General features: G+C 72.0%; 20 protein-coding genes and 1 tRNA gene. 13 read left to right on the top strand and 8 right to left on the bottom strand.

What is annotated here, in order from left to right:
• Positions 1–514: 514 nt before the first annotated feature.
• From ABZ780_RS07780 to ABZ780_RS07795, 4 genes are all read right to left on the bottom strand, one after another.
• Positions 515–1,297, bottom strand: a complete 783-nt coding sequence (locus tag ABZ780_RS07780; protein ID WP_357485068.1) for a peptidase — start codon at positions 1,295–1,297, stop codon at positions 515–517.
• Positions 1,297–2,580: a VWA domain-containing protein gene (locus tag ABZ780_RS07785; RefSeq protein WP_357485070.1), complete on the bottom strand. Its 1,284-nt coding sequence runs from the start codon at positions 2,578–2,580 to the stop codon at positions 1,297–1,299. The genes ABZ780_RS07780 and ABZ780_RS07785 overlap by 1 nt, the downstream gene beginning before the upstream one ends.
• A 144-nt stretch (positions 2,581–2,724) precedes the next feature.
• Positions 2,725–3,090 carry an MmcQ/YjbR family DNA-binding protein gene (locus tag ABZ780_RS07790; protein WP_357009348.1) on the bottom strand — a complete coding sequence of 122 codons (366 nt, stop codon included), beginning with the start codon at positions 3,088–3,090 and terminating at the stop codon, positions 2,725–2,727.
• Between the two features lie 351 nt (positions 3,091–3,441).
• Entirely contained in the window at positions 3,442–5,157 is a 1,716-nt protein-coding gene (locus ABZ780_RS07795) for a phospholipid carrier-dependent glycosyltransferase (protein WP_357485073.1), read from the bottom strand.
• An 84-nt stretch (positions 5,158–5,241) separates the two neighbouring features.
• Here ABZ780_RS07795 and rsmI point away from each other — a divergent pair, with 84 nt between their 5' ends.
• Positions 5,242–6,090: a 16S rRNA (cytidine(1402)-2'-O)-methyltransferase gene (gene rsmI, locus ABZ780_RS07800; RefSeq protein ID WP_357485075.1), complete on the top strand. Its 849-nt coding sequence runs from the start codon at positions 5,242–5,244 to the stop codon at positions 6,088–6,090.
• 25 nt (positions 6,091–6,115) lie between these two features.
• Here rsmI and ABZ780_RS07805 read toward each other — a convergent pair whose 3' ends face one another.
• On the bottom strand, positions 6,116–7,132 hold the full coding sequence (locus tag ABZ780_RS07805) for a hypothetical protein (protein WP_357485078.1): 1,017 nt from the start codon (positions 7,130–7,132) through the stop codon (positions 6,116–6,118).
• Between the two features lie 149 nt (positions 7,133–7,281).
• On the opposite strand from ABZ780_RS07805, the gene metG reads away from it, so the two are divergent.
• Positions 7,282–9,084 (top strand): methionine--tRNA ligase, encoded by a 1,803-nt coding sequence (gene metG / locus ABZ780_RS07810; RefSeq protein ID WP_357485080.1) that lies wholly within the window; start codon positions 7,282–7,284, stop codon positions 9,082–9,084.
• Between the two features lie 50 nt (positions 9,085–9,134).
• Here the strand turns inward: metG and ABZ780_RS07815 are convergent, their stop codons facing one another.
• Positions 9,135–10,382: a hypothetical protein gene (locus tag ABZ780_RS07815; RefSeq protein ID WP_357485083.1), complete on the bottom strand. Its 1,248-nt coding sequence runs from the start codon at positions 10,380–10,382 to the stop codon at positions 9,135–9,137.
• A gap of 221 nt (positions 10,383–10,603) precedes the next feature.
• Here ABZ780_RS07815 and ABZ780_RS07820 point away from each other — a divergent pair, with 221 nt between their 5' ends.
• The 6 genes from ABZ780_RS07820 (at position 10,604) to ABZ780_RS07845 (ending at position 16,609) form a co-directional block, all read left to right on the top strand.
• Positions 10,604–11,503 (top strand): TatD family hydrolase, encoded by a 900-nt coding sequence (locus ABZ780_RS07820; protein ID WP_357485085.1) that lies wholly within the window; start codon positions 10,604–10,606, stop codon positions 11,501–11,503.
• 46 nt (positions 11,504–11,549) lie between these two features.
• Complete coding sequence (gene rsmA, locus ABZ780_RS07825; RefSeq protein ID WP_357009326.1) at positions 11,550–12,419, top strand: 16S rRNA (adenine(1518)-N(6)/adenine(1519)-N(6))-dimethyltransferase RsmA; 870 nt, start codon at positions 11,550–11,552, stop codon at positions 12,417–12,419.
• Between the two features lie 77 nt (positions 12,420–12,496).
• Entirely contained in the window at positions 12,497–13,447 is a 951-nt protein-coding gene (locus ABZ780_RS07830; protein WP_357485088.1) for a 4-(cytidine 5'-diphospho)-2-C-methyl-D-erythritol kinase, read from the top strand.
• A 114-nt stretch (positions 13,448–13,561) separates the two neighbouring features.
• Positions 13,562–15,367 (top strand): ABC-F family ATP-binding cassette domain-containing protein, encoded by a 1,806-nt coding sequence (locus tag ABZ780_RS07835; RefSeq protein ID WP_357009322.1) that lies wholly within the window; start codon positions 13,562–13,564, stop codon positions 15,365–15,367.
• Between the two features lie 102 nt (positions 15,368–15,469).
• Positions 15,470–15,925: a DUF4383 domain-containing protein gene (locus tag ABZ780_RS07840; RefSeq protein WP_357485091.1), complete on the top strand. Its 456-nt coding sequence runs from the start codon at positions 15,470–15,472 to the stop codon at positions 15,923–15,925.
• 207 nt (positions 15,926–16,132) lie between these two features.
• On the top strand, positions 16,133–16,609 hold the full coding sequence (locus ABZ780_RS07845; protein WP_357009316.1) for a DUF4383 domain-containing protein: 477 nt from the start codon (positions 16,133–16,135) through the stop codon (positions 16,607–16,609).
• Positions 16,610–16,639: 30 nt separating this feature from the next.
• Here the strand turns inward: ABZ780_RS07845 and ABZ780_RS07850 are convergent, their stop codons facing one another.
• Positions 16,640–17,326 (bottom strand): TetR/AcrR family transcriptional regulator, encoded by a 687-nt coding sequence (locus ABZ780_RS07850; protein ID WP_357009314.1) that lies wholly within the window; start codon positions 17,324–17,326, stop codon positions 16,640–16,642.
• Between the two features lie 220 nt (positions 17,327–17,546).
• Positions 17,547–18,512 (bottom strand): acyl-CoA desaturase, encoded by a 966-nt coding sequence (locus ABZ780_RS07855; protein WP_357485094.1) that lies wholly within the window; start codon positions 18,510–18,512, stop codon positions 17,547–17,549.
• Between the two features lie 303 nt (positions 18,513–18,815).
• On the opposite strand from ABZ780_RS07855, the gene ABZ780_RS07860 reads away from it, so the two are divergent.
• From ABZ780_RS07860 to pth, 5 genes are all read left to right on the top strand, one after another.
• Positions 18,816–18,887 (top strand) — tRNA-Gln (locus ABZ780_RS07860).
• 110 nt (positions 18,888–18,997) lie between these two features.
• Entirely contained in the window at positions 18,998–20,530 is a 1,533-nt protein-coding gene (glmU, locus tag ABZ780_RS07865; protein ID WP_357485096.1) for a bifunctional UDP-N-acetylglucosamine diphosphorylase/glucosamine-1-phosphate N-acetyltransferase GlmU, read from the top strand.
• A 57-nt stretch (positions 20,531–20,587) separates the two neighbouring features.
• Complete coding sequence (locus ABZ780_RS07870) at positions 20,588–21,568, top strand: ribose-phosphate diphosphokinase (protein WP_357009305.1); 981 nt, start codon at positions 20,588–20,590, stop codon at positions 21,566–21,568.
• Positions 21,569–21,912: 344 nt separating this feature from the next.
• On the top strand, positions 21,913–22,611 hold the full coding sequence (locus ABZ780_RS07875; protein WP_357009302.1) for a 50S ribosomal protein L25/general stress protein Ctc: 699 nt from the start codon (positions 21,913–21,915) through the stop codon (positions 22,609–22,611).
• A gap of 95 nt (positions 22,612–22,706) precedes the next feature.
• Entirely contained in the window at positions 22,707–23,297 is a 591-nt protein-coding gene (pth, locus tag ABZ780_RS07880) for an aminoacyl-tRNA hydrolase (protein ID WP_357485099.1), read from the top strand.
• Positions 23,298–23,355 lie beyond the last annotated feature (58 nt).

The following is a 23,355-nucleotide window of genomic DNA, read 5'->3' on the forward strand; positions in this document are numbered from 1 at the left end:
GGTAGAAACGGGCATGGATCGCCGACATCCGGCCGACGGTCAACTTTCTGACTCCCACGAGGGGAGAACGTACCGCAAAGATGTACCACTGGAGGGACGCGTCGTTCCATCCCTGATGGCTCCGGGGGGACCACCATCAACGCTGGCCGGACATAGGCGGCCACCAGTCCCGTGGACAGCTGGAGAGGACCTGCGATGACCGATGGTGCGGAACGGCCGGGGGGACGGGCTGACGACCACGCCCCGAAGACCCCGGGCTGGACGTGCGGCTCCTGTGGTGAGGAGTGGCCGTGCGCGACGAAGCGCAGCCGTCTGCTCGCGGAATATGGAGGTGACCGGGCGATGCTCAGTGTCTATCTGGGCTCGTGTCTCGCCGCCGCCACGGAGGACCTGCGCGCCGCCCCGGTCATGTCCCTGCAGGATCGCTTCATCGGCTGGTTGCCGCGCCGCCGCTGACCGTCGGTGAGCCGGCGGCCCCGCCCCAGGGCAGGGCCGCCGGCTCACCGGGTGGGGTTCAGGCGCGCCGGGGCCGCCGGGTCAGGGCGAAGCCGAACACGCCCGCCACCGCGGCGAGCACGCCGCCCACGCTGGTCCAGATCCAGCGCGAGCCGAGATCCGGCAGCCAGCCCGTCAGCGAGTCACCGTCGTCGTCGGCCTCCGGGTCCACCGGGGGTACGGCGGTGAGCACGGTGCCCGCCTGGGTGTTCGGCACCAGCGGCGTGGCCAGCTCACCGTCGTCGGCCGAGGAGCCCCGATCGGCGATGACGCCGACCAGCAGGTCCACGTCGATGGGCGCGCCGAGGTCCGGCTCCGGCAGGTCGACCACGGACAGCCGGATGACGTACGCGCCGGGGAGCGGGTCGGCCGACCACGGTTCCGCCCAGGGCCGCACCTCGCGCAGCGTGCAGCCCAGCGCCACGCTCGTCGCCTTCCCGTCCACCGTCGGGGTCTGCGCCCCGGCGGTGCAGGCCTGCCGCCGACGCAGCCCGTCGAAGACGTCGACGGTCCAGGTGGAGGCGCCGCCGCGTGCCTTCGGGAAGGTGACGGTGGCAGTGATCTCGTGCACCTGACCGGCCGTCGCCGGGAACGACCAGTACAGGTGGTCGCCGACCGAGGCGTCCACCCGTACCGGCTGCCCGGCGGTGATCGGGGTGGCGGTGAGGAACGAGGTGCCGGCCCGGGTCACCGGCGTGGCGCCCGGCGACGGCGTGGGGGCGGCGGCGGCCGTCGCGGGCAGCAGCACGGCCCCGCCGGCGGCGAGCAGCGCGGCCAGGGGCCGGAACAGTGCGGTACGCATCAGTTCTCCCTCCAGGTGGCGACCCACCAGCGGGTGAGCAGGCCGGCGAGCAGACCGGTGAGCAGGCCGGCGACCGTGAGCAGGGCTAGCAGCACCCAGCCCCGGCCAAGGTCGGGCCCGTCCGGGGCGGGCGCGGCGGTGACCACGTCGATGGTCAGTTCCACCGGCATGCCGGGGGTCGCGGCCGTTCCCGGGCGGGGGGCGAACGAGTTGCTCACCACCAGGCAGACGGTGGTGGGCTCGATGACGGGCGCCGGGGTCTGATCGGTCTCGGCCGCGTCCTCGTCGTCGGCGGTGGCCGACCAGCGCAGCCCGGCGGAGAGCACGTCGGCGCGTCCGCTGCCGGCGTCCGTTCCGCGGACGAGTTCCCGGCCGTCGGCGGCGGTGGCCCGCAGCAGCACCCCGTAGTCCCGGTTCACCGGCCGGTCCAGCGCCATGCTCACCGAGGCGCGCAGCTCCTGCCCGGGGCGTACCGGCACCCGGTAGTAGCGGTGCTCGGAGAACGCCTCCCGGGCCGCGTAGACCCCGGGGGCGAGCAGCGGGGCCGAGTCGCACGCGTTCGTGCCGCCGACGACGGTCGGTGCCCGGGTGTGGGTGTCGGCGGCCCGCTCGATGAGCTGCTTGATCCGGCCGGTCAGCTCCTCGGCGCTCTGCGCGGCGGTGTAGGTGCCGCCGGTCGCGCTGGCGATGCAGAGCAACTGCCGGCGGACCTTCTCGTCGGGCGCCAGGCCGAGGGTGTCGACGACCAGGCTGGTGCCCTGCGCGGCCAGTTCCCGGGCCACCTCGCAGGGGTCCGGCGGGGCGCAGGTGTCCTCCCCGTCGGTGATCAGCACGATCCGTCGGGTGGTGGAGCCGGTGCCCAGATCCTGCGCGGCGGAGCGCAGCGCGAGCCCGACCGGGGTGAACCCGGTCGGCCGGAGTGTCGCCACCGCCTCCTTGGCCTGGGCGCGGTCCACCGGCCCGACCGGCACGATCTGTTGGGTGTCCTGGCAGCCGACCTTCTTGTCCTTGCCCCGGTAGGTCGCGCCGAGCACCCGGATGCCGAGTTGTGTCTCCTCCGGCAGCGCGTCCACCACCTCGTTGAACGCCTGCTGGGCGACGGAGATCCGGCTGCGTCCGTCGATGTCGGCGGCGCGCATCGAGCCGCTGACGTCGAGTACGAGTTCGACCCGGGGTGGCTCGGCCACCGGCTCCTCGTAGGCCGCCGCCGGGACCGGCCCGGTCAGCGCGGTGGTCGCCAGCAGTCCGATGAGGACGGCCGCCGATCGTCTGAAGTTGATCACGGCCGCAGTGTAGTGAGATCCACTTTGGATGATCATCTGGGTGGCTGGCTCCGGCGATCGTCCAGGCGGCCCCGGCGATACGCCCCGGACCAGACCGGGGGCAGCCCGGCCGAGGTCGTGGTCTCGCCCCGCAGGGCGGGTCGGTCAGGCGGACGCGTCGAGCAGGGCGACCAGCCGTTTCGGCGCGACCTCCCGGTACGCGTCCCGGCACAACTCGTCGATCTCGGTCCAGTCGACCGCGCCGTCGAGCCGTACGCCGAGCCAGCCCCGGCCGCCCACATAGGGCGGACGGAAGAAGCGGGCCGGGTCGGCGGCGATCAGCTCCGCCTGGGCGCCCGGCGGGGCCGCGCACCAGAGGTGGGCGAAGTCGTTCTGGTGATGCCCGTCGGCGTGCAGGGTGACGAAGACGGTCTTGTCCCGGATGAACCAGGTCGGTGACCCGTGGCTGAGTCGCTCGGTCGCCTCGGGTAGGGCAAGGCAGATCTCGCGGACCCGGCTCAACAACTCCACGGCACCCTGTCTCCCGTCACCATCGCCAGACCCGGCACGGCGAGCCGGGTCGGGGGCCCGCAGCGGCGCGCGGCATCGAAGTGGCCCGACGAGGCGCTGGGTCCACGGCGGGGTCACCCTGGGTCAACTATCGAAGGAAAGGACCGGACGCGGTTGGAATCGTCGGAAATCTGACCCAAGTTGACCCGTTGTGCCGGTGGTGTGGGGTGGTTAAGCTCTCCATGCGCGCCCCAATCGCCCGCTTCCCCCGTGGCAGGCGATCGGGGCGCGCGTCTTTGTCGAACGGGCCCGCACGCTTCAAGCGTGCGGGCCCGTCTCCGTCGCGCTGTGCGGCGCGTCGCCTGCCGGTGCTTATATCCACCGGCCGTCGAGCCACATCCGTGCCAGCCAGTCCGAGTACGGGATCACCTTGCCCACGAAGATCGGATAGAAGTACGCGAAGCACAGCCCCACCAGCAGCACGTAAGCCCCGGCCGCGACGCTGCCCACCAGCCTGCGTTCGTAGCCCGGGTCGCCGGGCGTCAGCGCTGCCATCTCGCCCACGTCGCCCCCGGCCGGGGCGATCAGCGCACCCAGCACGTAGACCACGGCCAACACCAGGAACGGCAGCACCGGCGCGGCGTAGAACGAGAACATCGTCCGGCCGTCGAGGGCGAGCACGAACCAGGGCAGGATCCCCGCCGCCACACTCAGCAGGATCGCGCCGGCCCGCCAGTCGCGCCGTGCCACGCCCAGCCACACCAGCGCCACCAGGGCGGGCAGGAACGACCACCACAGCAGCGGGGTGCCCAGCAGCAGGATCTCCGAGGCGCAGGACGGTGCGCCGCAGACACCGTCGCCCGAGTAGTGGAACGCCACCGGGCGACCGAGCAGCAGCCACTGCCACGGCCAGGACTGGTATTTGTGTGCGTCGTCGAGTTGGGCGTGGAAGCCGTAGGCCGCACGGTGGTATTCGAAGAGGTTGATCAGCGGGCCGATCACCGGGGCGTCACTGAGCGAACCGGTCGGGTACGCCGTCGACGATGCGGACCGGTAGTAGCCGTCGTCGGTGAGCAGCCACCCCGACCAGCTGGCGAGGTAGGTGAGCACCATCAGCACGCCGGCCAGCACCAGCCAGGGCAGCTCGTCGAGCGCGGTGTCCCGCCACGGCCTGCGGACGCCCGCGGACCGGCGGACCCCGACCTCCCAGAGGATCACCAACAGCGCGAAGACGGGCACGAAGTAGACCGCGCTCCACTTCACCGCGCAGGCGCAGCCGATCAGCACTCCGGCGGCGAGCCGCCACCAGGGCCACGTGCGCCAGCCGGTCGGCGGGCGACCCGCGCGGCCTGGCTGGCTGGGGTCGAGCCCGTCGTCCAGTGCGCGTGCCCAGCGCCGGCGGCGGGCGTCCCGGTCGAGCACCAGTGCGCCGAAGGCCGCCAGCACGAAGAACAGGAGGAAGATGTCGAGCAGCGCCGTGCGGGACAGCACCAGGTGGAAGCCGTCCAGGGCGAGCAGCAGACCGGCCGCGCAACCCAGGACCGTCGAGCGGAACATCCGCCGGCCGATCCGGACCAGCAGGAGCACTGACAGGGTGCCGATGACGGCCGCCGAGAACCGCCAGCCGAACTCCGGCGAGGTGGTGATCAGGTGCCCGGGAACGGAGACCTTCGAATCGGCGTCCTGATAGCCGAAGGCCCACTCGCCGAGGCCGATCAACCACTTGCCCAGTGGTGGGTGCACCACGTACGAGGGGACGTTGTCCTTGTAGTTCCACTCGACGCCGCGGCTGATCAGCCCGTAGCCGTCCTTGGCGTAGTACGTCTCGTCGAAGATCTTGCCCTTGATGCTGGACAGGTCGACGAAGCGCAGGATCGCCGCGATGGCCACCACCACGGCGGTGGCGAGCCACGAGAACCGGTCCGCCCGTGCGTCGACGGTGGCGAACCGGCGGCGGATCACGGCGGCCGCGCCACCGCCGTCGGCGCGGGGTGCCGCCGGGTCCGGTGTGGGGCTGGGCTCGCCCGTCACCTCGACCGTGGTTGCCGGGTCGGCGCTCGGGCTCTGCGCTGTCGACGCACTCGTCACCCGGCGATCGTAGGCTGCCAAGGTGTCCGGTGGCGCCCGTCGTCCCTGATACCGGTATCGATTGTCGATGAAGGAGACGATGTCGTGGGTGAAATGTCCGAAGCTGGGCGCCTGATCCTGCTCGGTGCTCCGCTCGGCAACCCCGCCGACGCGTCGGCCCGGTTCCGGGACGTGCTGGTCAGCGCCGACGTGGTCGCCGCCGAGGACACGCGTCGCCTCACCCGGCTGGCCCGCGACCTCGACATCACCATCGGGGGCCGGATCGTCTCCTACTTCGAGGGCAACGAGGAGCGGCGAACCCCCGAACTCGTGGAGGTCATCCTCGGCGGGTACACGGTGGCGCTGGTCACCGACGGCGGCATGCCGAGCGTCTCCGACCCGGGCTACCGGCTGGTCCGGGCCACGCTCGACGTCGGGGCGCCGGTCACCGTCGCCCCCGGGCCAAGCGCGGTGACCACCGCCCTCGCCGTCTCCGGGCTGCCCTGCGACAGGTTCTGCTTCGAGGGATTCCTGCCCCGGACGCCCGGCGCCCGCCGGTCCCGACTGCGGGCGCTCGCCGCCGAGGAGCGCACCCTGGTCTTCTTCGAGGCGCCACACCGGATCGGCGCGGCGCTCGCCGACCTGGCCGACACGTTCGGCGCGGACCGGCCGGCCGCGCTCTGCCGTGAGCTCACCAAGACCTACGAGGAGGTGCTCCGCCGCCCCCTCGGCGAACTCGCCCGATGGGCCGCCGAGGGCGACCCGCGTGGCGAGATCACCCTGGTGGTCGCCGGTGCGCCGGTGACCGCCCCGGAACGTCCCGACGACGACACCCTGCGCGCGGCGGTCGCCGAGCGCGAGGCCGCCGGCCGGTCCCGCCGCGACGCCATCACCGACGTCGCCACCGAGTACGCCCTGCGTCGCCGCGACGTCTACACGATCGTGCACAGCTGACCGGGGCTCCCGACCCGCGCCGGGTTCACCACGCGGCGATGAGGAATCCGAGAGTGATCAGCGCAGGGCCGGCCAGCGCGGCGGTCACCGCCCAGCGGCGGTGCCGCCGACCGGGCAACCGGGTCGCGCCGGTCCACCGGGCGATGCCGGCGGCGCAGCCGGCCACGACCAGCAGGCCGGGCAGCCAGCGCAGGTGCCGACCCGCGCCGGTGTCGGCGTACGCGGTGCCGCTGCCCGGGCCGGTCATCCGCGCCGGCAGCGCCGTCCCGGGAGCGTCGCTTCCGATGGGCACACCGCTGACGCGTACCCCGTGGGCCAGGAACCGTCCGTCGTCCGCCGTGAAGATGCCCCGGCACCGCTGGGACAGCCCGCTGCCGGTGCACTCGTCGATCACCACGGTGCCGACCCGGGCATGCCCGACCGCGAGCCAGAACGGCCCGGCGCTGACCCAGGCGAAGAAGGCCGCGACCAGGCTCAGCAGCACCAGCGCGGCCAGCCCGGGCAGCGGGTCCGGCAGCGCCGTCGTCCGGGTCGGCGCGCGGCGGGCGGGCCGCCGGTCCCGCTGGGGCTCGGTGTCCTGCCGCACCGGGGTGCCGTCCCAGTGCACCTGCTCGATCGGCGCCCAGAAGGCGCTGCCCTCGTCCTCTGGTGCGTCGGCGTCGAGCCGGCGGGCGCCCTGGTGCCAGCGGTTCTGCTGGCGGACCGGCACCCGGCGCGGCACCGCGTCCACCGGTGCCCCGGTGGTCGGCTCCACTTCGACCGTCGCCCCGGCCGGGTCAGCCGTCGTCACCGTGTCGGCCGTCGCCGTCTCGGCCGTCGTCACCGTGTCGGCCGTCGCCGTCTCGGCCGTCGTCACCGTGTCGGCCGACGGGCCGCTCCTGTCGGTGCCGCTCCTGTCGGTGTCGGGCACCAACCGGGGCTGGGGCGCTACCCCGGCGCTCCGGGACGCGCCGGGCGCCGGGGCGGGCTCGTCGCCGACCACCGGCCCGGTGGGAGGGTCGTCGTGATCCCGGGCCGCTCGTCTGCCAGTCACGACGTTCATTGCACACCGGTCACGGAGGCAGAACGGGCAGCTTGACAGCGTGTCGGCGACAAATCGGACCATTGGCTGGGGTGGTCGGCCCGGTCCGCCGGGCCGGCACCCCCTATTGGTTCGCGGGCTCCCCGGACGGGTCACTAGGCTTGCTGCTCATGAGTCACGTTCTCGCGGCAGTGGCCTGGCCGTACGCCAACGGCCCCCGCCACATCGGCCACGTCTCCGGTTTCGGCGTTCCCTCCGACGTCTTCGCCCGGTATATGCGGATGGCCGGCCACGACGTGCTCATGGTCTCGGGCACCGACGAGCACGGCACCCCCATCCAGGTGCAGGCCGACGCCGACGGGGTCACCCCGCGCGAGCTGGCCGACCGGTACAACAGGGTGATCGTCGAGGACCTGCACGGCCTCGGGCTCTCCTACGACCTGTTCACCCGCACCACCACCCGCAACCACTACGCCGTGGTGCAGGAGTTGTTCGAGGGGATGTACCGCAACGGCTACATCGTGCCCAAGACCACGATGGGTGCGATCTCGCCGTCCACCGGGCGCACCCTGCCCGACCGGTACATCGAGGGCACCTGCCCGATCTGCGGGTACGACAGCGCGCGGGGCGACCAGTGCGACAACTGCGGCAACCAGCTCGACCCGATCGACCTGATCGACCCGAAGTCGCGGATCAACGGGGAGACCCCGAAGTTCGTCGAGACCGAGCACTTCTTCCTGGACCTGCCCGCCCTGGCCGACGTGCTGCGGCAGTGGCTGGACAACCGGGAGGGGTGGCGGCCCAACGTGCTGCGGTTCTCCCGCAACCTGCTCGACGACCTCCAGCCCCGGGCGATCACCCGGGACCTGGAATGGGGCGTACCGATCCCGCTGGACGGCTGGCGGGACCGGCCCGACAAGCGGATCTACGTCTGGTTCGACGCGGTGATCGGCTACCTGTCCGCCTCGATCGAGTGGGCGCGCCGCTCCGGCGACCCGGAGGCGTGGCGCAGGTGGTGGTCGACCGACGGCGAGGGCAAGGACGCCCGGTCGTACTACTTCATGGGCAAGGACAACATCGTCTTCCACTCGGTGATCTGGCCGGCGCTGCTCTCCGGTTACTCGGGCGAGGGCTCCCGCGACGGTGAGCCGGGCGAGCTGGGTCGGCTCAACCTGCCGACCGAGGTGGTCTCCAGCGAGTACCTGACCATGGAGGGGCGCAAGTTCTCCTCGTCCCGCAAGGTGGTCATCTACGTCCGGGACTTCCTGGAGCGCTACGACGCCGACGCGCTGCGGTACTTCATCGCCGCTGCTGGCCCGGAGAGCAACGACACGGACTTCACCTGGGCCGAGTTCCTCCGCCGCAACAACGACGAACTGGTCGCCGGCTGGGGCAACCTGGTCAACCGATCCATCTCGATGGCGGCGAAGAACTTCGGCGCGATCCCGCCCGTCGACCCGGCGGGCCTCACCGAGGCCGACGAGGCGCTGCTCGCGGTGGCCCGGGCGGGCTTCACCACGGTCGGCGACCTGATCGGCCGGCACCGGCAGAAGCAGGCAATCGGTGAGGCGATGAAGGTGGTCGCCGAGGCCAACAAGTACCTCTCCGACCAGGCGCCGTGGAAGCTCAAGGCTGAGGCCGACAAGCCCCGCCAGGGCACCATCCTGCACGTCGCCCTCCAGGTGGTCAGCGACGCCAACACGCTGCTCACCCCGTTCCTGCCGCACTCCGCGCAGCAGGTGCACGAGCTGCTCGGCGGCACCGGTGTGCACGCGCCGATGCCGGTCATCGAGCAGGTCGACGACCTGGACGGCGGGCCGGCGTACCCGGTGCTGACCGGGGACTACACGGTCGGTGCGCGCTGGGAGTCGGTGCCGCTGGAGGCCGGCCGGCCCCTGGCCGCGCCGACGCCGGTGTTCCGCAAGCTCGACCCGTCGATCGTCGACGAGGAGCTGGCCCGCCTGGCCGGCTGAGCGGCTGAGCGCTCGACGCGCGGCGGTGAGCGTCCTACCGCCGCGCGTCGTCACATCGCGTACCGGGTGTCCATCACCTGGTCGTCGGTCACCTCGGCGGCCGGCGCCCACGTCTCGTAGACGCCACGGTCGTGGCACTGCGCGCCGGTGGTGACCACCGAATCCGGATCCGGGTAGCGCAGCCGCAACCGCAGCCAGCCGGCCTCCTCCCGCAGCACGAGGCACGGCACGCCCCGCCACTGCGCGAACCGCAGTCGGCGGGCCACCAACTCCACCGGGTACCGGGCCGCCCGGGTCATCGCCAGCACCCGGAAGCCGCCGGGCAGGTCGGCCACCGCCTCGTACTCGGTGTCGCCGTACATGCCGACCAGTTGGGTGGAGCGCGGGGCGTCCCCGGTCGGCACGTACTCCTGGTCCGGGGACAGATCCGGCACCGCCGCCAGCAGGTGCCGCCACTGCGGGCCCGCCATCCGCAGCCACCCGCGCTGCTCGGCCTGGTAGGTGTAGAGCACCACCTCCACCCCGTCGGCGGGGTACGCGAGCAGGGTGGCGTTCGCCGGCATCGGCAGATCGGCGAAGTCCCGGGTGATGAACTCCGGGATGAGCTGGCCGTTGCTCGGCACGAAGCCGGTGCCCAGCACCGGTGGACCCAGCCGGTCCCGGGATGCGAGGGCGGTCAGCCCCCGGTGTGCCCCGCCCGCCGGTACGTCGTAGTCACCCGGGTCGGCGGCCCGCCACCGCAGCGCGTACGCGACGTCCAGGCCGTCCCGGCTGGTGTCCCCGTCGGTGCGCAGCACCGTCGTCGCCGCCGGAGTGCGCAGGTGCGCCACATCGTGCTCCCGGTAACAGAAGCCGTGCGGCAGCCAGCCCCGCACGTAGCCGGAGAGTTGCCGGGCGGAGAGCATCTTCACCATCCGGGTGCCCCGCCGCACGACCGCCGACGCGCGTACGGCGACGAGAGTCGGATCGCCCGCCGCGGCCGGCTGCTGGCTGAGTTGGTGCAGGTGGGCCCAGCCCTGCTCCCGGTGCGCCGGCATCATCAGCGGAGTCTCCGGCTCCTCGGCCGCCTCGGTGGCCCCGTGCACCGCGGTCACCTCGGTGACGTGCACGAACCGACGCCACGGCAGGGCGCCGCCGGACCGGGGCGCCCACTCGAAGCCGGCCACCTCGCTGGCGCTGAACAGCTCGTACGCGGCACCCCGGGCGATCTCCTCGGCCGGATACGTCCCGCCACCGAACGCCACGCGCAGTCCGGTCCGTTCGTCGGCGGCGCCGCCGGCCCGAGGGCTGACGCTCATGCCGCCACCTCCCTCTGCTCGGTGAGATGCGGGCCGACACGACCCGGTGGCGCACTCAGTCCGCTCATTGCCAGCACTCCGCCTCGCTCCGTGCCGTCGCCTCGCGTCACGCTGCTGTGCCTGCCGTTCGCTCGCCACGCTCGCTCGGTGGCACGCTAGAGTCGCGCGGCGTAGTCGAGGTGAACGCCGGGTGGCGGGCGGATGGACAGCCCCGGTGTGTGATGCTGTCGCTGATGAGCGAGCCGACTGAAACCCGCCGCGAACGTGCCGCCCGGCGGGCCGGAGAGTTCCCGCCCGCCCCCGAGCCACTGCCCCGGCCGGTGCTGGACAGCCACACCCACCTGGACCTCACCGTCAGCGAGGCCGGCGTGCCCGGTGGCGGGTCGGCCGACGACCCGATCGCCGCGGCGGTCGGGGTGGCCGCCACGGTCGGCGTGGACCGGCTGGTCCAGGTGGGCGTGGACGTGGCCTCCTCGCGCTGGGGCGCGGACATCGCCGACAGTCATCCCGCCGTGCTGGCCACCGTGGCGCTGCACCCCAACGAGGCGCCCCGACTGGCCGACCTCGACGAGGCGCTGCGGGAGATCGAGTCGTTGGCCGCCCGCGACCGGGTCCGGGGGATCGGCGAGACCGGGATGGACTTCTTCCGGACCGGCGACGAGGGGCGCGCCGCGCAGGAGGAGAGCTTCCGCGCGCACATCGCCATCGCCAAGCGGTACGACCGGGCGTTGGTCATCCACGACCGGGAGGCGCACGCCGACGTGCTGCGGATCCTCGACGACGAGGGCGCCCCGGACACGGTGGTGCTGCACTGCTTCTCCGGTGACGCCGACTTCGCCCGCGAGTGCGTCCGCCGCGGCTTCCTGCTCAGCTTCGCCGGCACGGTCACCTTCGGCAGCGCCGGCGCGCTGCGGGAGGCCGCCGCGCTGACCCCGGTGGACCAGATCCTGGTGGAGACCGACGCCCCGTACCTCACCCCGATGCCGCACCGTGGCCGGCCGAACGCCTCGTACCTGATTCCGCTCACCGTCCGCTCGCTCGCCGCTACCACCGGCACCGACCTGGACGAGCTGTGCGCGGCCATCTCGGCCACCGGCGACCGGGTCTTCGGCCCGTGGTGAGCCCGGCCCGCCGGTCGGCCCCGACGACGCCGCTACGCTGCCAGCCATGACCGGTCTCCTCGGCCCGGCGGAGATCCGGGAACTCGCCGCCCGGCTGGGCGTCGCGCCCACCAAGAAGCTGGGCCAGAACTTCGTGCACGACCCGAACACCGTGCGCCGGATCGTCACCGCCGCCGGCCTGACCCCCGACGACGTGGCCCTGGAGGTCGGCCCCGGGCTCGGCTCGCTCACCCTGGGGCTGCTGCCCGTCGCCGGGCACGTGCACGCCGTCGAGATCGACCCGGTGCTCGCCGGGGCGCTGCCGGAGACCGCCGCGCGGCACGCCGGGCCGGACGCCGACCGGCTCACCGTGCACCGCGCCGACGCGCTGCGCGTTCGCGCCGCCGAACTGGCCGACCCGCCGCCGACCGCGCTGGTGGCGAACCTGCCCTACAACGTGGCCGTGCCGGTGGTGCTGAACCTGCTCGCCGAGCTGCCCACCCTGCGGCACGGCCTGGTCATGGTGCAGAAAGAGGTCGCCGACCGGTTGGTCGCCGGTCCCGGCTCGAAGGTGTACGGCATCCCGTCGGTCAAGCTCGCCTGGTACGCGAAGGCCCGCAGCGCCGGTCGGGTGCCGCCGAACGTGTTCTGGCCGGTGCCGAACGTCGACTCCGGCCTGGTGGCCTTCACCTGCCACGAACCGCCTCGCGACGACGTACCCCGGGAACGGGTCTTCGCAGTGGTGGACGCGGCGTTCGCGCAGCGTCGCAAGACCCTGCGCGCCGCGCTGGCCGGCTGGGCCGGCGGCGCGGACCGGGCCGCCGCCGCGCTCATCGCGGCCGGCGTCGACCCCGGCGCCCGGGGGGAGTCGTTGACCGTCGAGCAGTTCGCCGCCATCGCCGCGTCGGCCCCGGTCGGTACGCCGGCCGCGAAGTAGGCTGACGCCGTGCCCGCCAAGGAGTTGACCTTGATCAAGCCGTTCGACACTCGCCTGCTCGTGCGGGACGTCACCCCGTGACCGAGGCCTGGCGACCGGACGACGAGGACGAGCGGCGCGGGGCCGTCGGGCCGGTGAGGGTCCGGGTGCCCGCGAAGATCAACCTGCACCTCGGGGTGGGTCCGCTGCGCCGCGACGGCTACCACGAGTTGAACACCGTCTACCACGCCATCTCGATCTACGACGAGCTGACGGCCCGCCGGGGCGACACCCTCGCCCTGACCATGGAGGGCGAGGGCACCGGCGAGCTGGCGTTGGACGACACCAACCTGGTGATCCGCGCCGCGCACGCCCTCGCCGGGTACGCGGGGGTGCTGCCGCACGCCCGACTGCACCTGCGCAAGCAGATCCCGCTCGCCGGTGGGCTGGCCGGCGGCAGTGCCGACGCGGCCGCCGCGCTGGTGGCCTGCGACGCCCTCTGGGGCACCGGGCTGTCCCGCGACGAGCTTGCCGGGATCGCCGCCGACCTCGGCTCCGACGTGCCGTTCCTGATCTACGGCGGCACCGCGCTGGGCACCGGCCGGGGCGAGGCGGTCAGCCCCGTGCTGGTCCGGCCGACGTCCTGGCACTGGGTCGTGGCGATCGCCGACGTCGGCCTGTCCACGCCTGCCGCGTACCGCGAGTTGGACCGGCTTCGCGATTCCGGCGCCGCCGGCACCCCGCTGGGCAGCACCGATGCCCTGCTGGGCGCGCTGCGTCAGCGTGACCCCCGGGTCCTCGCCCGTACGCTCGGCAACGACCTTCAGGACGCGGCCCTGGCGATGCGCCCGGCGCTGGCGGACACGCTCAAGGCCGGCGAGGCGGCCGGCGCGCTCGCCGGCATCGTCTCCGGCTCCGGCCCGACCTGCGTCTTCCTCGCCCCCGACGCGGCCAACGCGGAGCGGATCGCCGCCGAGCTGGCCACGGCGGGCGTGTGCCGACAGGCGCGGGTCGCGCACGGCCCGGTCGCCGGGGCCCGCGTCGGCTGACGTCGCGTCCGCCGGTGGGCGCGCGGCGCGGTAGGCCGGGGCGTCCGCGTACCCTTGTGGCAGGCGTCCAGGTGCCCGCCGGCACCCGGACGCCTTGATCATGAAGGGTGGAACGTGGCCAACATCGTCAATCTGGACCGGGTGTCCAAGGGGTACGGCGCCGCCGGGCGGCTGCTCACGGACGTCTCGCTCGGCCTGGACGACGCCGACCGGATCGGCGTGGTCGGCCTCAACGGTGCCGGCAAGTCCACCCTGCTGCGACTGCTCACCAAGCAGGAGGACCCTGACGACGGCCGGGTGACCCACCGCCGCGACCTGCGCGTGCTCTGGCTGCCGCAGCAGCTCGCGCTCGCCCCCGACGCCACCGTCCGGGACGTCGTGCTCGGCACCGCCTGGCTCGGCGAGGGCATGGGCGCCGAGCACGAGTGGGCCGGTGACGCAGGGGTGCGCGCCATCCTTGACGGCCTCGGCATGCCACACCTCGGCCTCGACCAGCCGGTCGGCCCGATGTCCGGTGGCGAACGGCGCCGGGTGGCGCTCGCCGCGCTGCTCGTCCGCGACTCCGACCTGTTGATCCTCGACGAGCCCACCAACCACCTCGACGTCGCCGGTGTCGACTGGCTGGCCCGGCACCTGGTCGGTCGCAAGGGCTCCCTGGTGGTGGTCACCCACGACCGGTGGTTCCTGGACGCGGTCTGCACCACCACCTGGGAGGTCGCCGACCAGGCCGTCCGCGCGTACGAGGGTGGGTTCGCCGCCTGGATCCTCGCCCGAGCCGAGCGTGAGCGCGTCGCCGCCGCCACCGAGGCCCGCCGGCAGAACCTGCTCCGCAAGGAGATCGCCTGGCTGCGCCGTGGCCCGCCGGCCCGCACCTCGAAGCCCCAGTTCCGCATCGACGCCGCCAACGCGTTGATCGCCGACGTGCCGCCGGCCCGCGACACCATGTCGTTGCAGCGGATGGCCACCTCCCGGCTCGGCAAGCAGGTGTACGACCTGGAGAACGTCGAGCTGCACGCCGGGCCGAAAGAGATCCTGCGGGACGCCACGTGGCTGGTCGGCCCCGGTGACCGGATCGCCATTCTCGGTGCCAACGGCGCCGGCAAGACCACGCTGCTGCGGATGCTCGCCGGGATCACCCGCCCCGACGGTGGCCGCTTCAACACGGGCTCCACGGTCCGGCCGGCGTTCCTGTCCCAGGAGCTCGCCGAGCTGCCCGGGCACCTGCGGGTCCTCGAAGCCGTCGAGGAGGTCGCCCGCCGCGTCCAGCTCGGCGACCGAGAGGTCTCCGCCGCCCAGCTCGCCGAGGTCTTCGGTTTCGACGACCGCCGCCTCTGGACACCGGTCAGCGACCTCTCCGGCGGTGAGCGCCGCCGGTTGCAGATGCTGAGGCTGCTCGCGGGTGAGCCCAACGTGCTGCTCTTCGACGAGCCCACCAACGACCTGGACACCGACACCCTGGCCGCGCTGGAGGATCTGCTCGACTCGTGGCCGGGCACGATCATCGTGGCCAGCCACGACCGCTACCTCATCGAACGGGTCACCGACACGGCGTACGGGATGTTCGGCGACGGTCGGCTCGTGCACCTGCCCGGCGGCGTCGACGAGTACCTTGCCCGGACCGCCGAACGGGCCGGTGCACCCCGGACCGCTGCCAGCCCGACCACCGTGTCCGCCGGCCCTTCTGCTGGCGGCATGTCCGCGGCCGACGTCCGCCAGGCCCGCAAGGAGCTGACCCGGCTGGAACGGCAGCTCGGCAAGCTCGACCAGCGCGAGGTCACCCTGCTGGACCAGCTCGCCGCCGATGCCACCGACTACGCCAAGGTCGCCGACCTGGACACCCAGCTCAAGGACCTGCGCGCCGAACGGGAGCGGATCGAGGAGACCTGGATGACCCTCGCCGAGGACCTGCCCGAGAGCTGACCGGGGTGGAACGCGTCGCCCCGGGGGACGTGTGCGGCGTCACACCACCACATGCGGGACAATCGTCGGCGACACCTCACCCACGGCGTTGGAGACTCAGACATGGCCCACACCCCCGTCAACCACCCCGCGCGGCCGATCTACCGGGCGATCGGCGGGCTGACCGGTCTGTACCTGGTGGTCTTCGGTGTGCTCGGCATCATCACGACCGCCGGCGACGAGATTTTCGCTAAGGACGACACCCAGGTCCTCGGTCAGGGCACCAACTTCGGGTTCTCGCTGTTCAGCGTGCTTATCGGGATCATCGTGCTGGTCGGCACCGCGCTCGGCCGCAACATCGACGTGGCGATCAACCAGTGGCTGGCGTACGCCCTCATGGCGATCGGCCTGGCCAGCCTCGCGTTCATCCGGACCGACGCCAACATCTTCAATGTCAACGTGTTCACCGTGGTCGTCATGCTGACGGCCTCCCTGGTGCTGCTCATGGCCGGCATGTACGGCAAGGTCGGCTCCGAGGAGGAGGCGGAGGCGTTCCATAAGGCTCGCCTCGTCCTCTGAGGTCGTTTCTTGGTCGCTGTTGTGGTTTTCGCCGGAGCCCGAGCTGCTCCGGGCGGTCAGGCTTGATCCCTGCGCAGCTCGGGCTCCGGCGAAAACCTGACCTGGTCCAGCCTTTCGGCGGCCCTTCCGCTTTGCCCGTTCATGGGACAGCTTCTGTCGCCTCGGGTGACAATCCTCCTGAATCGGTTAATTCAGGAGGTCCGAGGTATGCCGCACTTTCCGGTGAACCATCCGGCACGGCCGCTCTACCGGGTTCTGACCGGTCTGATCGGCCTCTACATCCTGGTCTTCGGCGTCTGGGGTGTCGCCGAGACGATCGGTGACCCGCTCTTCGACCGGGGCAGCCACTGGGCGCTCGGCCTGCGAACCAACCTGGCCTTCTCACTCGCCTCGGTGATCTTCGGAGTCGTTCTGATCATCGGGGCGTCCCGGCGCACCAACCTCGGCCACTACATGAACCTGACCGCCGGCGCGGTGTTCCTGGCGACCAGCATCCTCATGATGTCGGTGCTGCAGACCGATGCGAACTTCCTCAACTTCTCGATGTCGACAGTCGTCGTGTCGATGGTGTTCGGCCTGATCCTGCTCGGCACCGGCCTCTACGACAAGGTCGGGTCCGAGGAGCACGCCGAGACGGAACGCCAACGCCGTAACCACCCGGTCGCCGAGGTGCACCGCCGCTGAGCGGGAACGGCCGCGGCCGTCGCTGACGGGTCAGCGGCGGCGCGCGGTGATCAGGCCCGGTTTCGCCTCCAGGTGCGACAACCCGTTCCAGGCCAGGTTGACCAGGTGCGCCGCCACCACCTCCTTACGTGGCTTGCGCACCTCCAGCCACCAACTGCCGGTCAGCGCGACCATGCCCACCAGCGCCTGCGAATACAGTTCGGCCAGCTTCGGGTCGTACCCGCGGCTCTTGAATTCGGCGCCCAAAATGTGCTCGACCTGGTGTGCCACGTCGTTCATCACGCTGCTGAAGGTGCCCGTCGCGGACATCAGCGGCGACTCGCGGACCAGCACGCGGAACCCGCTGGTCTCCTCCTCGATGTAGCCCAGCAGGGCCATCGCCGCCTGCTCCAACAGCTCCCGCGGGTGCCCGGCGGTCAACGCCGTGGTGATCCGGTCCAGTAGGGCACGGACCTCCCGGTCCACGACCACCGCGTAGAGCCCTTCCTTGCCGCCGAAATGCTCGTAGACCACCGGCTTCGAGACCTTGGCGCGGGCCGCCACCTCCTCGATGGAGGTGGCGTCGAAACCGCGCTCGGCGAACAGTTGACGGCCGGTCGCGATCAACTGCTCCCGCCGCTGGGCCGCCGACATGCGTACCCGGGAGGTGGTTTTGGGTTTGGCCGCGGAAGCCGCAGCCGCGCGCCGGCCTCCGGCAGTGTCGCTGACCTCAGGCATGTCGCCGCCTCGCTGGCGCTCGGTGACGCCCTGCCGTGGGATGGTGCCTCCGTTGTGCCCGCTCACATCGTCGCCTCACTGGCGGGCGGCCCAGCCGCCCGCCGTGCAGTGCGACCGCACCCGGTTGGGGCCCGGCCCTGTCCGCCGAGCCGTCCGGTCCCCCCGCTTGGCTCGGTCATCCGGCCATCCTGCCAGGCGCCCTCCAGGAGTACCGCCCGGTTTACCGGGGTGGGACCGGCTTCACGAGCTTCGCCGCGATGCGTTCCGGCTTCGGCCAGCGGACCTGCGACGCCGCACCGATCTTCTCGAACAACCAGATGACGCGGGCGGAGATGTCCACCTGGCCACGCAGGACGCCGTGCCGTGCGCTGGTGGGGTCGGCGTGGTGCAGGTTGTGCCAGCTCTCGCCGAACGACAGGATCGCCAGCGGCCAGAAGTTCGACGCCCGGTCACCCTGGCGCATGGCGAACGGACGCTCGCCGTAGACGTGGCAGACCGAGTTGATCGCCCAGGTGACGTGGTGCAGCAGGCCGATCCGGACCAGCCCGGCCCAGAAGAACGCGGTGAGCGCGCCCTGCCACGACCAGGTGACCAGGCCGCCGATCAGCGCCGGGCCGAGCAGCGAGATGGCCACCAGGGCCGGGAAGAGCCGGTCCACACGGCTGATGTCGCGATCGGCGATCAGGTCGGGCGCGAACCGTGCCCGGTTGGACAGCTCCCGACGGAACAACCAGCCAACGTGGGCGTGGAACAGCCCGCGGGTCAGCGCCCAGAAGCTGGTGCCGAAGCGCCACGGGGAGTGCGGGTCACCCTCCAGGTCGGAGAAGGCGTGGTGCCGCCGGTGGTCGGCCACCCACTGGATGATCTCGCCCTGCACCGCCAACGAACCCGCGACCGCCAGCGAGACGCGCAGCCACCGCTTGGCCTTGAACGAGCCGTGCGTGAAGTACCGGTGGAAGCCGACGGTGATACCGAGCCCGCAGACCACGTACCAGACCAGGCCGATGACCACGTCGGTCCAGCCCAGCCAGCCACCCCAGGCCACCGGGACGGCGACCAGCAGGGCCACGAAGGGAATCACGACGAACGCCCACAGGCCGGCCAGGATCCCGGGGGACTGGCTGCCGTCGGTGAGCGGTTTCGGGCCGGGGCCGGTGGTGTTGGGTTCGAGCACAGTGGTCGACATGGCACCTCGCAGGGGGGGACGAAAGGATCACGAAGCTACGCCTACGTCACCGTAACTTACGGCACCGTAGATCGCACGAGGAAGTTTCCGAAAAGGCGCTGAGAGGCAGGTCAGAGCCTCGCCGATAGCGACCGCAGGCGGCCGGTCACCGACGTCCGAGTCGAATCCGGACGGCCGCCCGGGGCGCTCCCGGGCGGGCGCGTCGCCAGGCGTAGGGCGGAATGAGCGATGGCGTCCGGCGGCCGGGGCGCTAAGGTGTAGCGCGGGATGCCCATCCCAGATGTGACGCCTTAGCGTCGCTGATCGGCCGTGGTGTAATTGGCAACACCCGGGTCTTTGGTACCCGTGTTTCAGGTTCGAACCCTGGCGGCCGAGCTGCCCCCTTTGGTCCGTTCTGGGCCCCACTGGGGGTAAGAGGGAACCGAGCCGGCCCTCGCGGTTAGCATGACCGCGAGAGTGTCCGCCGTCCCGACGGGAGCCACGTCGTGCCCCAGCCCCACCTTCGTACCGTCGTCGTGCTCGCCGCCGGTGAGGGCAAGCGGATGAAGTCGACACTGCCAAAGGTGCTGCACCCCCTGCTCGGCCGCACGCTGCTGGGCCACGTTCTGAGCGCGGCCGCCCCGCTGGCGGCCGACCGCACCGTCGTCGTGGTCGGGCACGGCGCCGACCAGGTTCGCGCCCACCTGACCGAGGTCGCCCCGGACGCCACTCCCGTGCTCCAGGCCGAGCAGCTCGGCACCGGGCACGCCGCCCGCATCGCGCTGGAGGCCGTACCGGACGGGGCCGGCACCGTCGTGGTGATCAACGGGGACGTTCCCCTGCTGCGCCCGGAGACGGTCGGCGCGTTGGTCACCGCGCACGAGCAGGCCGCCGCGGCGGCGACCGTGCTGGCCGCCGAGGTGCCCGACCCGACCGGGCTCGGCCGGATCGTCCGGGACGCGGACGGGCGGCTGGAGCAGATCGTCGAGGAGCGCGACGCCGACGCGACGCAACGCGCCATCCAGGAGATCAACGCCGGCATCTACGCGTTCGACGCGGTGCGGCTGCGCGACGCGCTGGGCAAGCTCTCCACCGACAACGACCAGGGTGAGGAGTACCTGACCGACGTCTTCGGGTTGCTCCGCTCGGCCGGCGAGCCGGTCGCGGTCCACGTGGCCGACGACCACGTGGAGACGTTGGGCTGCAACGACCGGGTGGAACTGGCGACGCTGCGCCGGCTGCTGCGCGACCGGGTCAACGAGGCGTGGATGCGGACCGGGGTCAGCCTGCTCGACCCCGCGACCACCTGGATCGACGTGACGGTGGTGCTGGACCGCGACGCGGTCATCGACCAGAACACCCAACTGCGCGGCAGCACGGTGGTCGGCGCGGGCACGCTGGTCGGGCCGGACGTCACGCTTGTCGACACGATCGTCGGCCCGGCCGCCTCGGTGGTGCGCAGCCACGCCGTGGGCGCCGAGGTGGGCGCGGGCGCCAGCGTGGGCCCGTACGCCTACCTGCGGCCCGCCGCACGGCTCGCCGACAAGGCGAAGGTCGGCACGTTCGTCGAGGTGAAGAACTCCGAGATCGGCGCCGGCTCCAAGGTGCCGCACCTGACGTACGTCGGTGACGCGACGATCGGCGAGCAGAGCAACATCGGCGCGGCGTCGGTCTTCGTCAACTACGACGGGGTGCACAAGCACCGCACGGTGATCGGCAGCCACGCCCGGACCGGCGCGGACAACATGTTCGTGGCACCGGTCGAGGTGGGCGACGGCGCGTACACGGCGGCCGGCTCGGTCATCGTGGACGACGTACCGGCGGGTGCGATGGGTGTCGCCCGGGCACGCCAGCGCAACATCGAGGGCTGGGTGGTGAAGCGGCGGGCCGGCACCGCCGCGGCCGAGGCCGCCAAGCGGGCACGCGACGTGCAGGGTGCGTCCAACGGGGCCGGCGCCGCAAGCGACAGTGAGGCAATGCACGGGCCGGCCGAGACGGTGGGCGGTGCGTCGGGCACGGGAGATACTGCAACCGAATAGTCTCCGACCCACCACCACAGGGCCGGGTATCGCCGACAAACGGGAGCAGACGGGCCCATGGGCAGCATCGTCGCCGAAAACCGCAAAAGCCTGATGCTCTTTTCCGGACGAGGTTTTCCGGAGTTGGCCAAGGAGATCGGCGAGGTGCTCGGTGTCGCGCCGACGCCGGCCGACGCGTACGAGTTCGCCAACGGCGAGCTCTTCGTACGATTCAAGGACTCGGTGCGTGGTTCGGACGCCTTCGTGGTGCAGTCCGTGACGCACGGGGTGAACACCTGGGTCATGGAGACCCTGATCATGGTGGACGCGCTGAAGCGGGGGTCGGCCAAGCGGATCACCGTCGTGCTGCCGTTCTACCCGTACGCGCGGCAGGACAAGAAGCACCGGGGTCGGGAGCCGATCTCGGCACGACTGGTGGCGGACCTGCTGAAGACCGCCGGTGCGAACCGGATCCTCACCGTCGACCTGCACACCGCGCAGATCCAGGGCTTCTTCGACGGCCCGGTGGACCACCTCTTCGCGATGGACATCCTCGCCGAGTACGTGGAGCACAAATACGCCGGCCGCCCGATGACCGTGGTGGCACCGGACTCGGGCCGGGTCCGGGTGGCGGAGCGGTGGACCGACCGGCTGGGCGGCTGCCCGCTGGCGTTCATCCACAAGACCCGCGACCCGATGAAGCCGAACCAGGTCGTGGCGAACCGGGTGGTCGGCGAGGTGGAGGACCGGGTCTGCCTGATCGTCGACGACATGATCGACACCGGCGGCACGATCACCAAGGCCGCCGACATCCTCAAGGAGTCGGGCGCGGCGGAGATCGTGGTGGCGTCCACCCACGCGCTGCTGTCGGACCCGGCCACCGAGCGGCTCAAGAACAGCTCGATCAGCGAGATCGTGGTGACCAACACGCTGCCGCTCCCGCCGGAGAAGCAGCTGGACAAGCTGACCGTGCTGTCGATCGCGCCGCTGCTGGCGCGGGCGATCCGGGAGGTCTTCGACGATGGTTCGGTGACCACCCTCTTCGGTGGGCTGAGCTGAGCCTCGCGGTGTGATGGGCCCCGTTTCCGCCATTCGGCACGCTGGCGGGTCCGGAGCTGGCAGGCTGAGGGGAAACGGGGCTGGTACGCGGACGGGATCACCGTCGGCGTACCAGCCCGGAGCCGTGACCGGGGACTGCCGCGAGCCCTGGAATCAGCTCGGGTAGACTGGTGCGGTTGCCACGGCGAGGGTGCCCGGCGGGCCGCTGAAGAGCGCCGCACGGAGGCACCGTCATCGACGCGGTGCTCCGGGCAGTCGTTCATGACGCATGAGCCCCAGCGAGCCCCTCGCCCAGCACCGCAAGACGACAAGCCGCCGCAGCGAAAAGCATCAGGAGTTTCCCCGTGTCCGAGGTAAAGATCAGCGCCGAGCCCCGCACCGAGTTCGGCAAGGGTGGTGCCCGCCGTACCCGCCGGGCCGGCAAGGTGCCAGCCGTGCTGTACGGCCACGGCGAGAAGCCCAAGCACATCGCGCTGCCGTCGCGGGAGTTCGCCGCGGCGATCCGTAAGGGCGGTGCCAACCAGCTCTTCGCGATCGACATCACCGACGGCACCCAGGTGCTGGCGCTGCCGAAGGCGATTCAGCGTGACCCGATCCGGGACACCTTCGAGCACGTGGACCTCATCCTGGTCCGCCGGGGCGAGAAGGTCACCGTCGAGGTCCCGGTCCAGCTGACCGGCGAGGCCGCCCGGGACACCCTGATCGTGCACGACCACGACACCCTCTCGGTGACCGCCGACGCCACCAAGGTGCCGGACCACCTCGAGGCCTCGATCGAGGGCCTGGAGGCGGGCTCCCAGGTGACCGCCGGCGACGTCGAGCTGCCGAGCGGTGTCGAGCTGGCTGTCGACGCGACGCTGCCGGTCGCCGCGGTGACCGCCGCGCCGACCGCCGAGCAGCTCGAGGCGACGCTGCCCGAGGTCGAGGTGGCCACCGACGAGGCTGAGGCCGAGGTCGGCGAGGTCACCGAGGGCTCCGAGGGCGCGGACGCCGCTCCGGCCGCCGAGGGCGCGGAGAACACCGAGGCGCGCACCGAGGCCTGATCGGTTCGTATCGTGCGGCAGGCGTCCCCGAGACTTCGGGGGCGCCTGCCGGCGTATCGGGTGTCGGTCGGACGGGACTGCGAAAGGGACGGGTCGTGACGGACGAGGCGGGGCCGTGGCTGGTGGTCGGCCTGGGAAACCCCGGTCGGGAGTACGCCGGTAACCGGCACAACGTCGGCTTCATGGTGGCCGACCTGCTGGCCGGACGCGTGGGCGCGCGGTTCGGCCGGCACAAGCGTGCGGTCGCCGAGGTAGCCGAGGGGCGGCTCGGGTTCGGCGGGCCGAAGCTGGTGCTGGCCAAGCCACTGACGTACATGAACCTCTCCGGTGGGCCCGTCGCGGCGTTGGCGCAGTTCTACAAGGTGCCCCCGGCGCGGGTGATCGCGGCGCACGACGAGCTGGACATCGACTTCGGCCAGGTACGCATCAAGTTCGGCGGTGGCGAGGGCGGGCACAACGGCCTGCGCTCGATGTCGAAGTCGTTGGGCACGAAGGACTACGTCCGGGTGCGGTTCGGCGTCGGTCGCCCACCGGGACGGCAGGATCCGGCGGATTACGTGCTGTCGGATTTCGGCGCGGCGGAGCGCAAGGAGCTGGATTTCCTGGTGGACCGGGCTGCCGACGTGGTGGAGTCGGTGATCGTCAAGGGCGTGGAGCCGACCCAGAACCTCTACCACGGCGGTTGAGCGGTGCGGGGCGTACCGGATCGGAAATGGCGGGCCGGTAGTCTGCGCCTTTCGGAGT

Origin of the sequence: Micromonospora sp. NPDC047467 (assembly GCF_040643095.1) — a bacterium.
Classification (GTDB): Bacteria; Actinomycetota; Actinomycetes; order Mycobacteriales; family Micromonosporaceae; genus Micromonospora.

Excerpts from the sequence above, each read along its gene's own strand:
- ABZ780_RS07780 (WP_357485068.1), bottom strand. The coding sequence starts at position 1,297 with ATGCGTACCGCACTGTTCCGGCCCCTGGCCGCGCTGCTCGCCGCCGGC.
- ABZ780_RS07805 (WP_357485078.1), bottom strand. The coding sequence starts at position 7,132 with ATGAACGTCGTGACTGGCAGACGAGCGGCCCGGGATCACGACGACCCT.
- metG (WP_357485080.1), top strand. The coding sequence starts at position 7,282 with ATGAGTCACGTTCTCGCGGCAGTGGCCTGGCCGTACGCCAACGGCCCC.
- ABZ780_RS07815 (WP_357485083.1), bottom strand. The coding sequence starts at position 10,382 with ATGAGCGTCAGCCCTCGGGCCGGCGGCGCCGCCGACGAACGGACCGGA.
- ABZ780_RS07820 (WP_357485085.1), top strand. The coding sequence starts at position 10,604 with ATGCTGTCGCTGATGAGCGAGCCGACTGAAACCCGCCGCGAACGTGCC.
- rsmA (WP_357009326.1), top strand. The coding sequence starts at position 11,550 with ATGACCGGTCTCCTCGGCCCGGCGGAGATCCGGGAACTCGCCGCCCGG.
- ABZ780_RS07840 (WP_357485091.1), top strand. The coding sequence starts at position 15,470 with ATGGCCCACACCCCCGTCAACCACCCCGCGCGGCCGATCTACCGGGCG.
- ABZ780_RS07845 (WP_357009316.1), top strand. The coding sequence starts at position 16,133 with ATGCCGCACTTTCCGGTGAACCATCCGGCACGGCCGCTCTACCGGGTT.
- ABZ780_RS07850 (WP_357009314.1), bottom strand. The coding sequence starts at position 17,326 with ATGCCTGAGGTCAGCGACACTGCCGGAGGCCGGCGCGCGGCTGCGGCT.
- ABZ780_RS07855 (WP_357485094.1), bottom strand. The coding sequence starts at position 18,512 with ATGTCGACCACTGTGCTCGAACCCAACACCACCGGCCCCGGCCCGAAA.
- ABZ780_RS07870 (WP_357009305.1), top strand. The coding sequence starts at position 20,588 with ATGGGCAGCATCGTCGCCGAAAACCGCAAAAGCCTGATGCTCTTTTCC.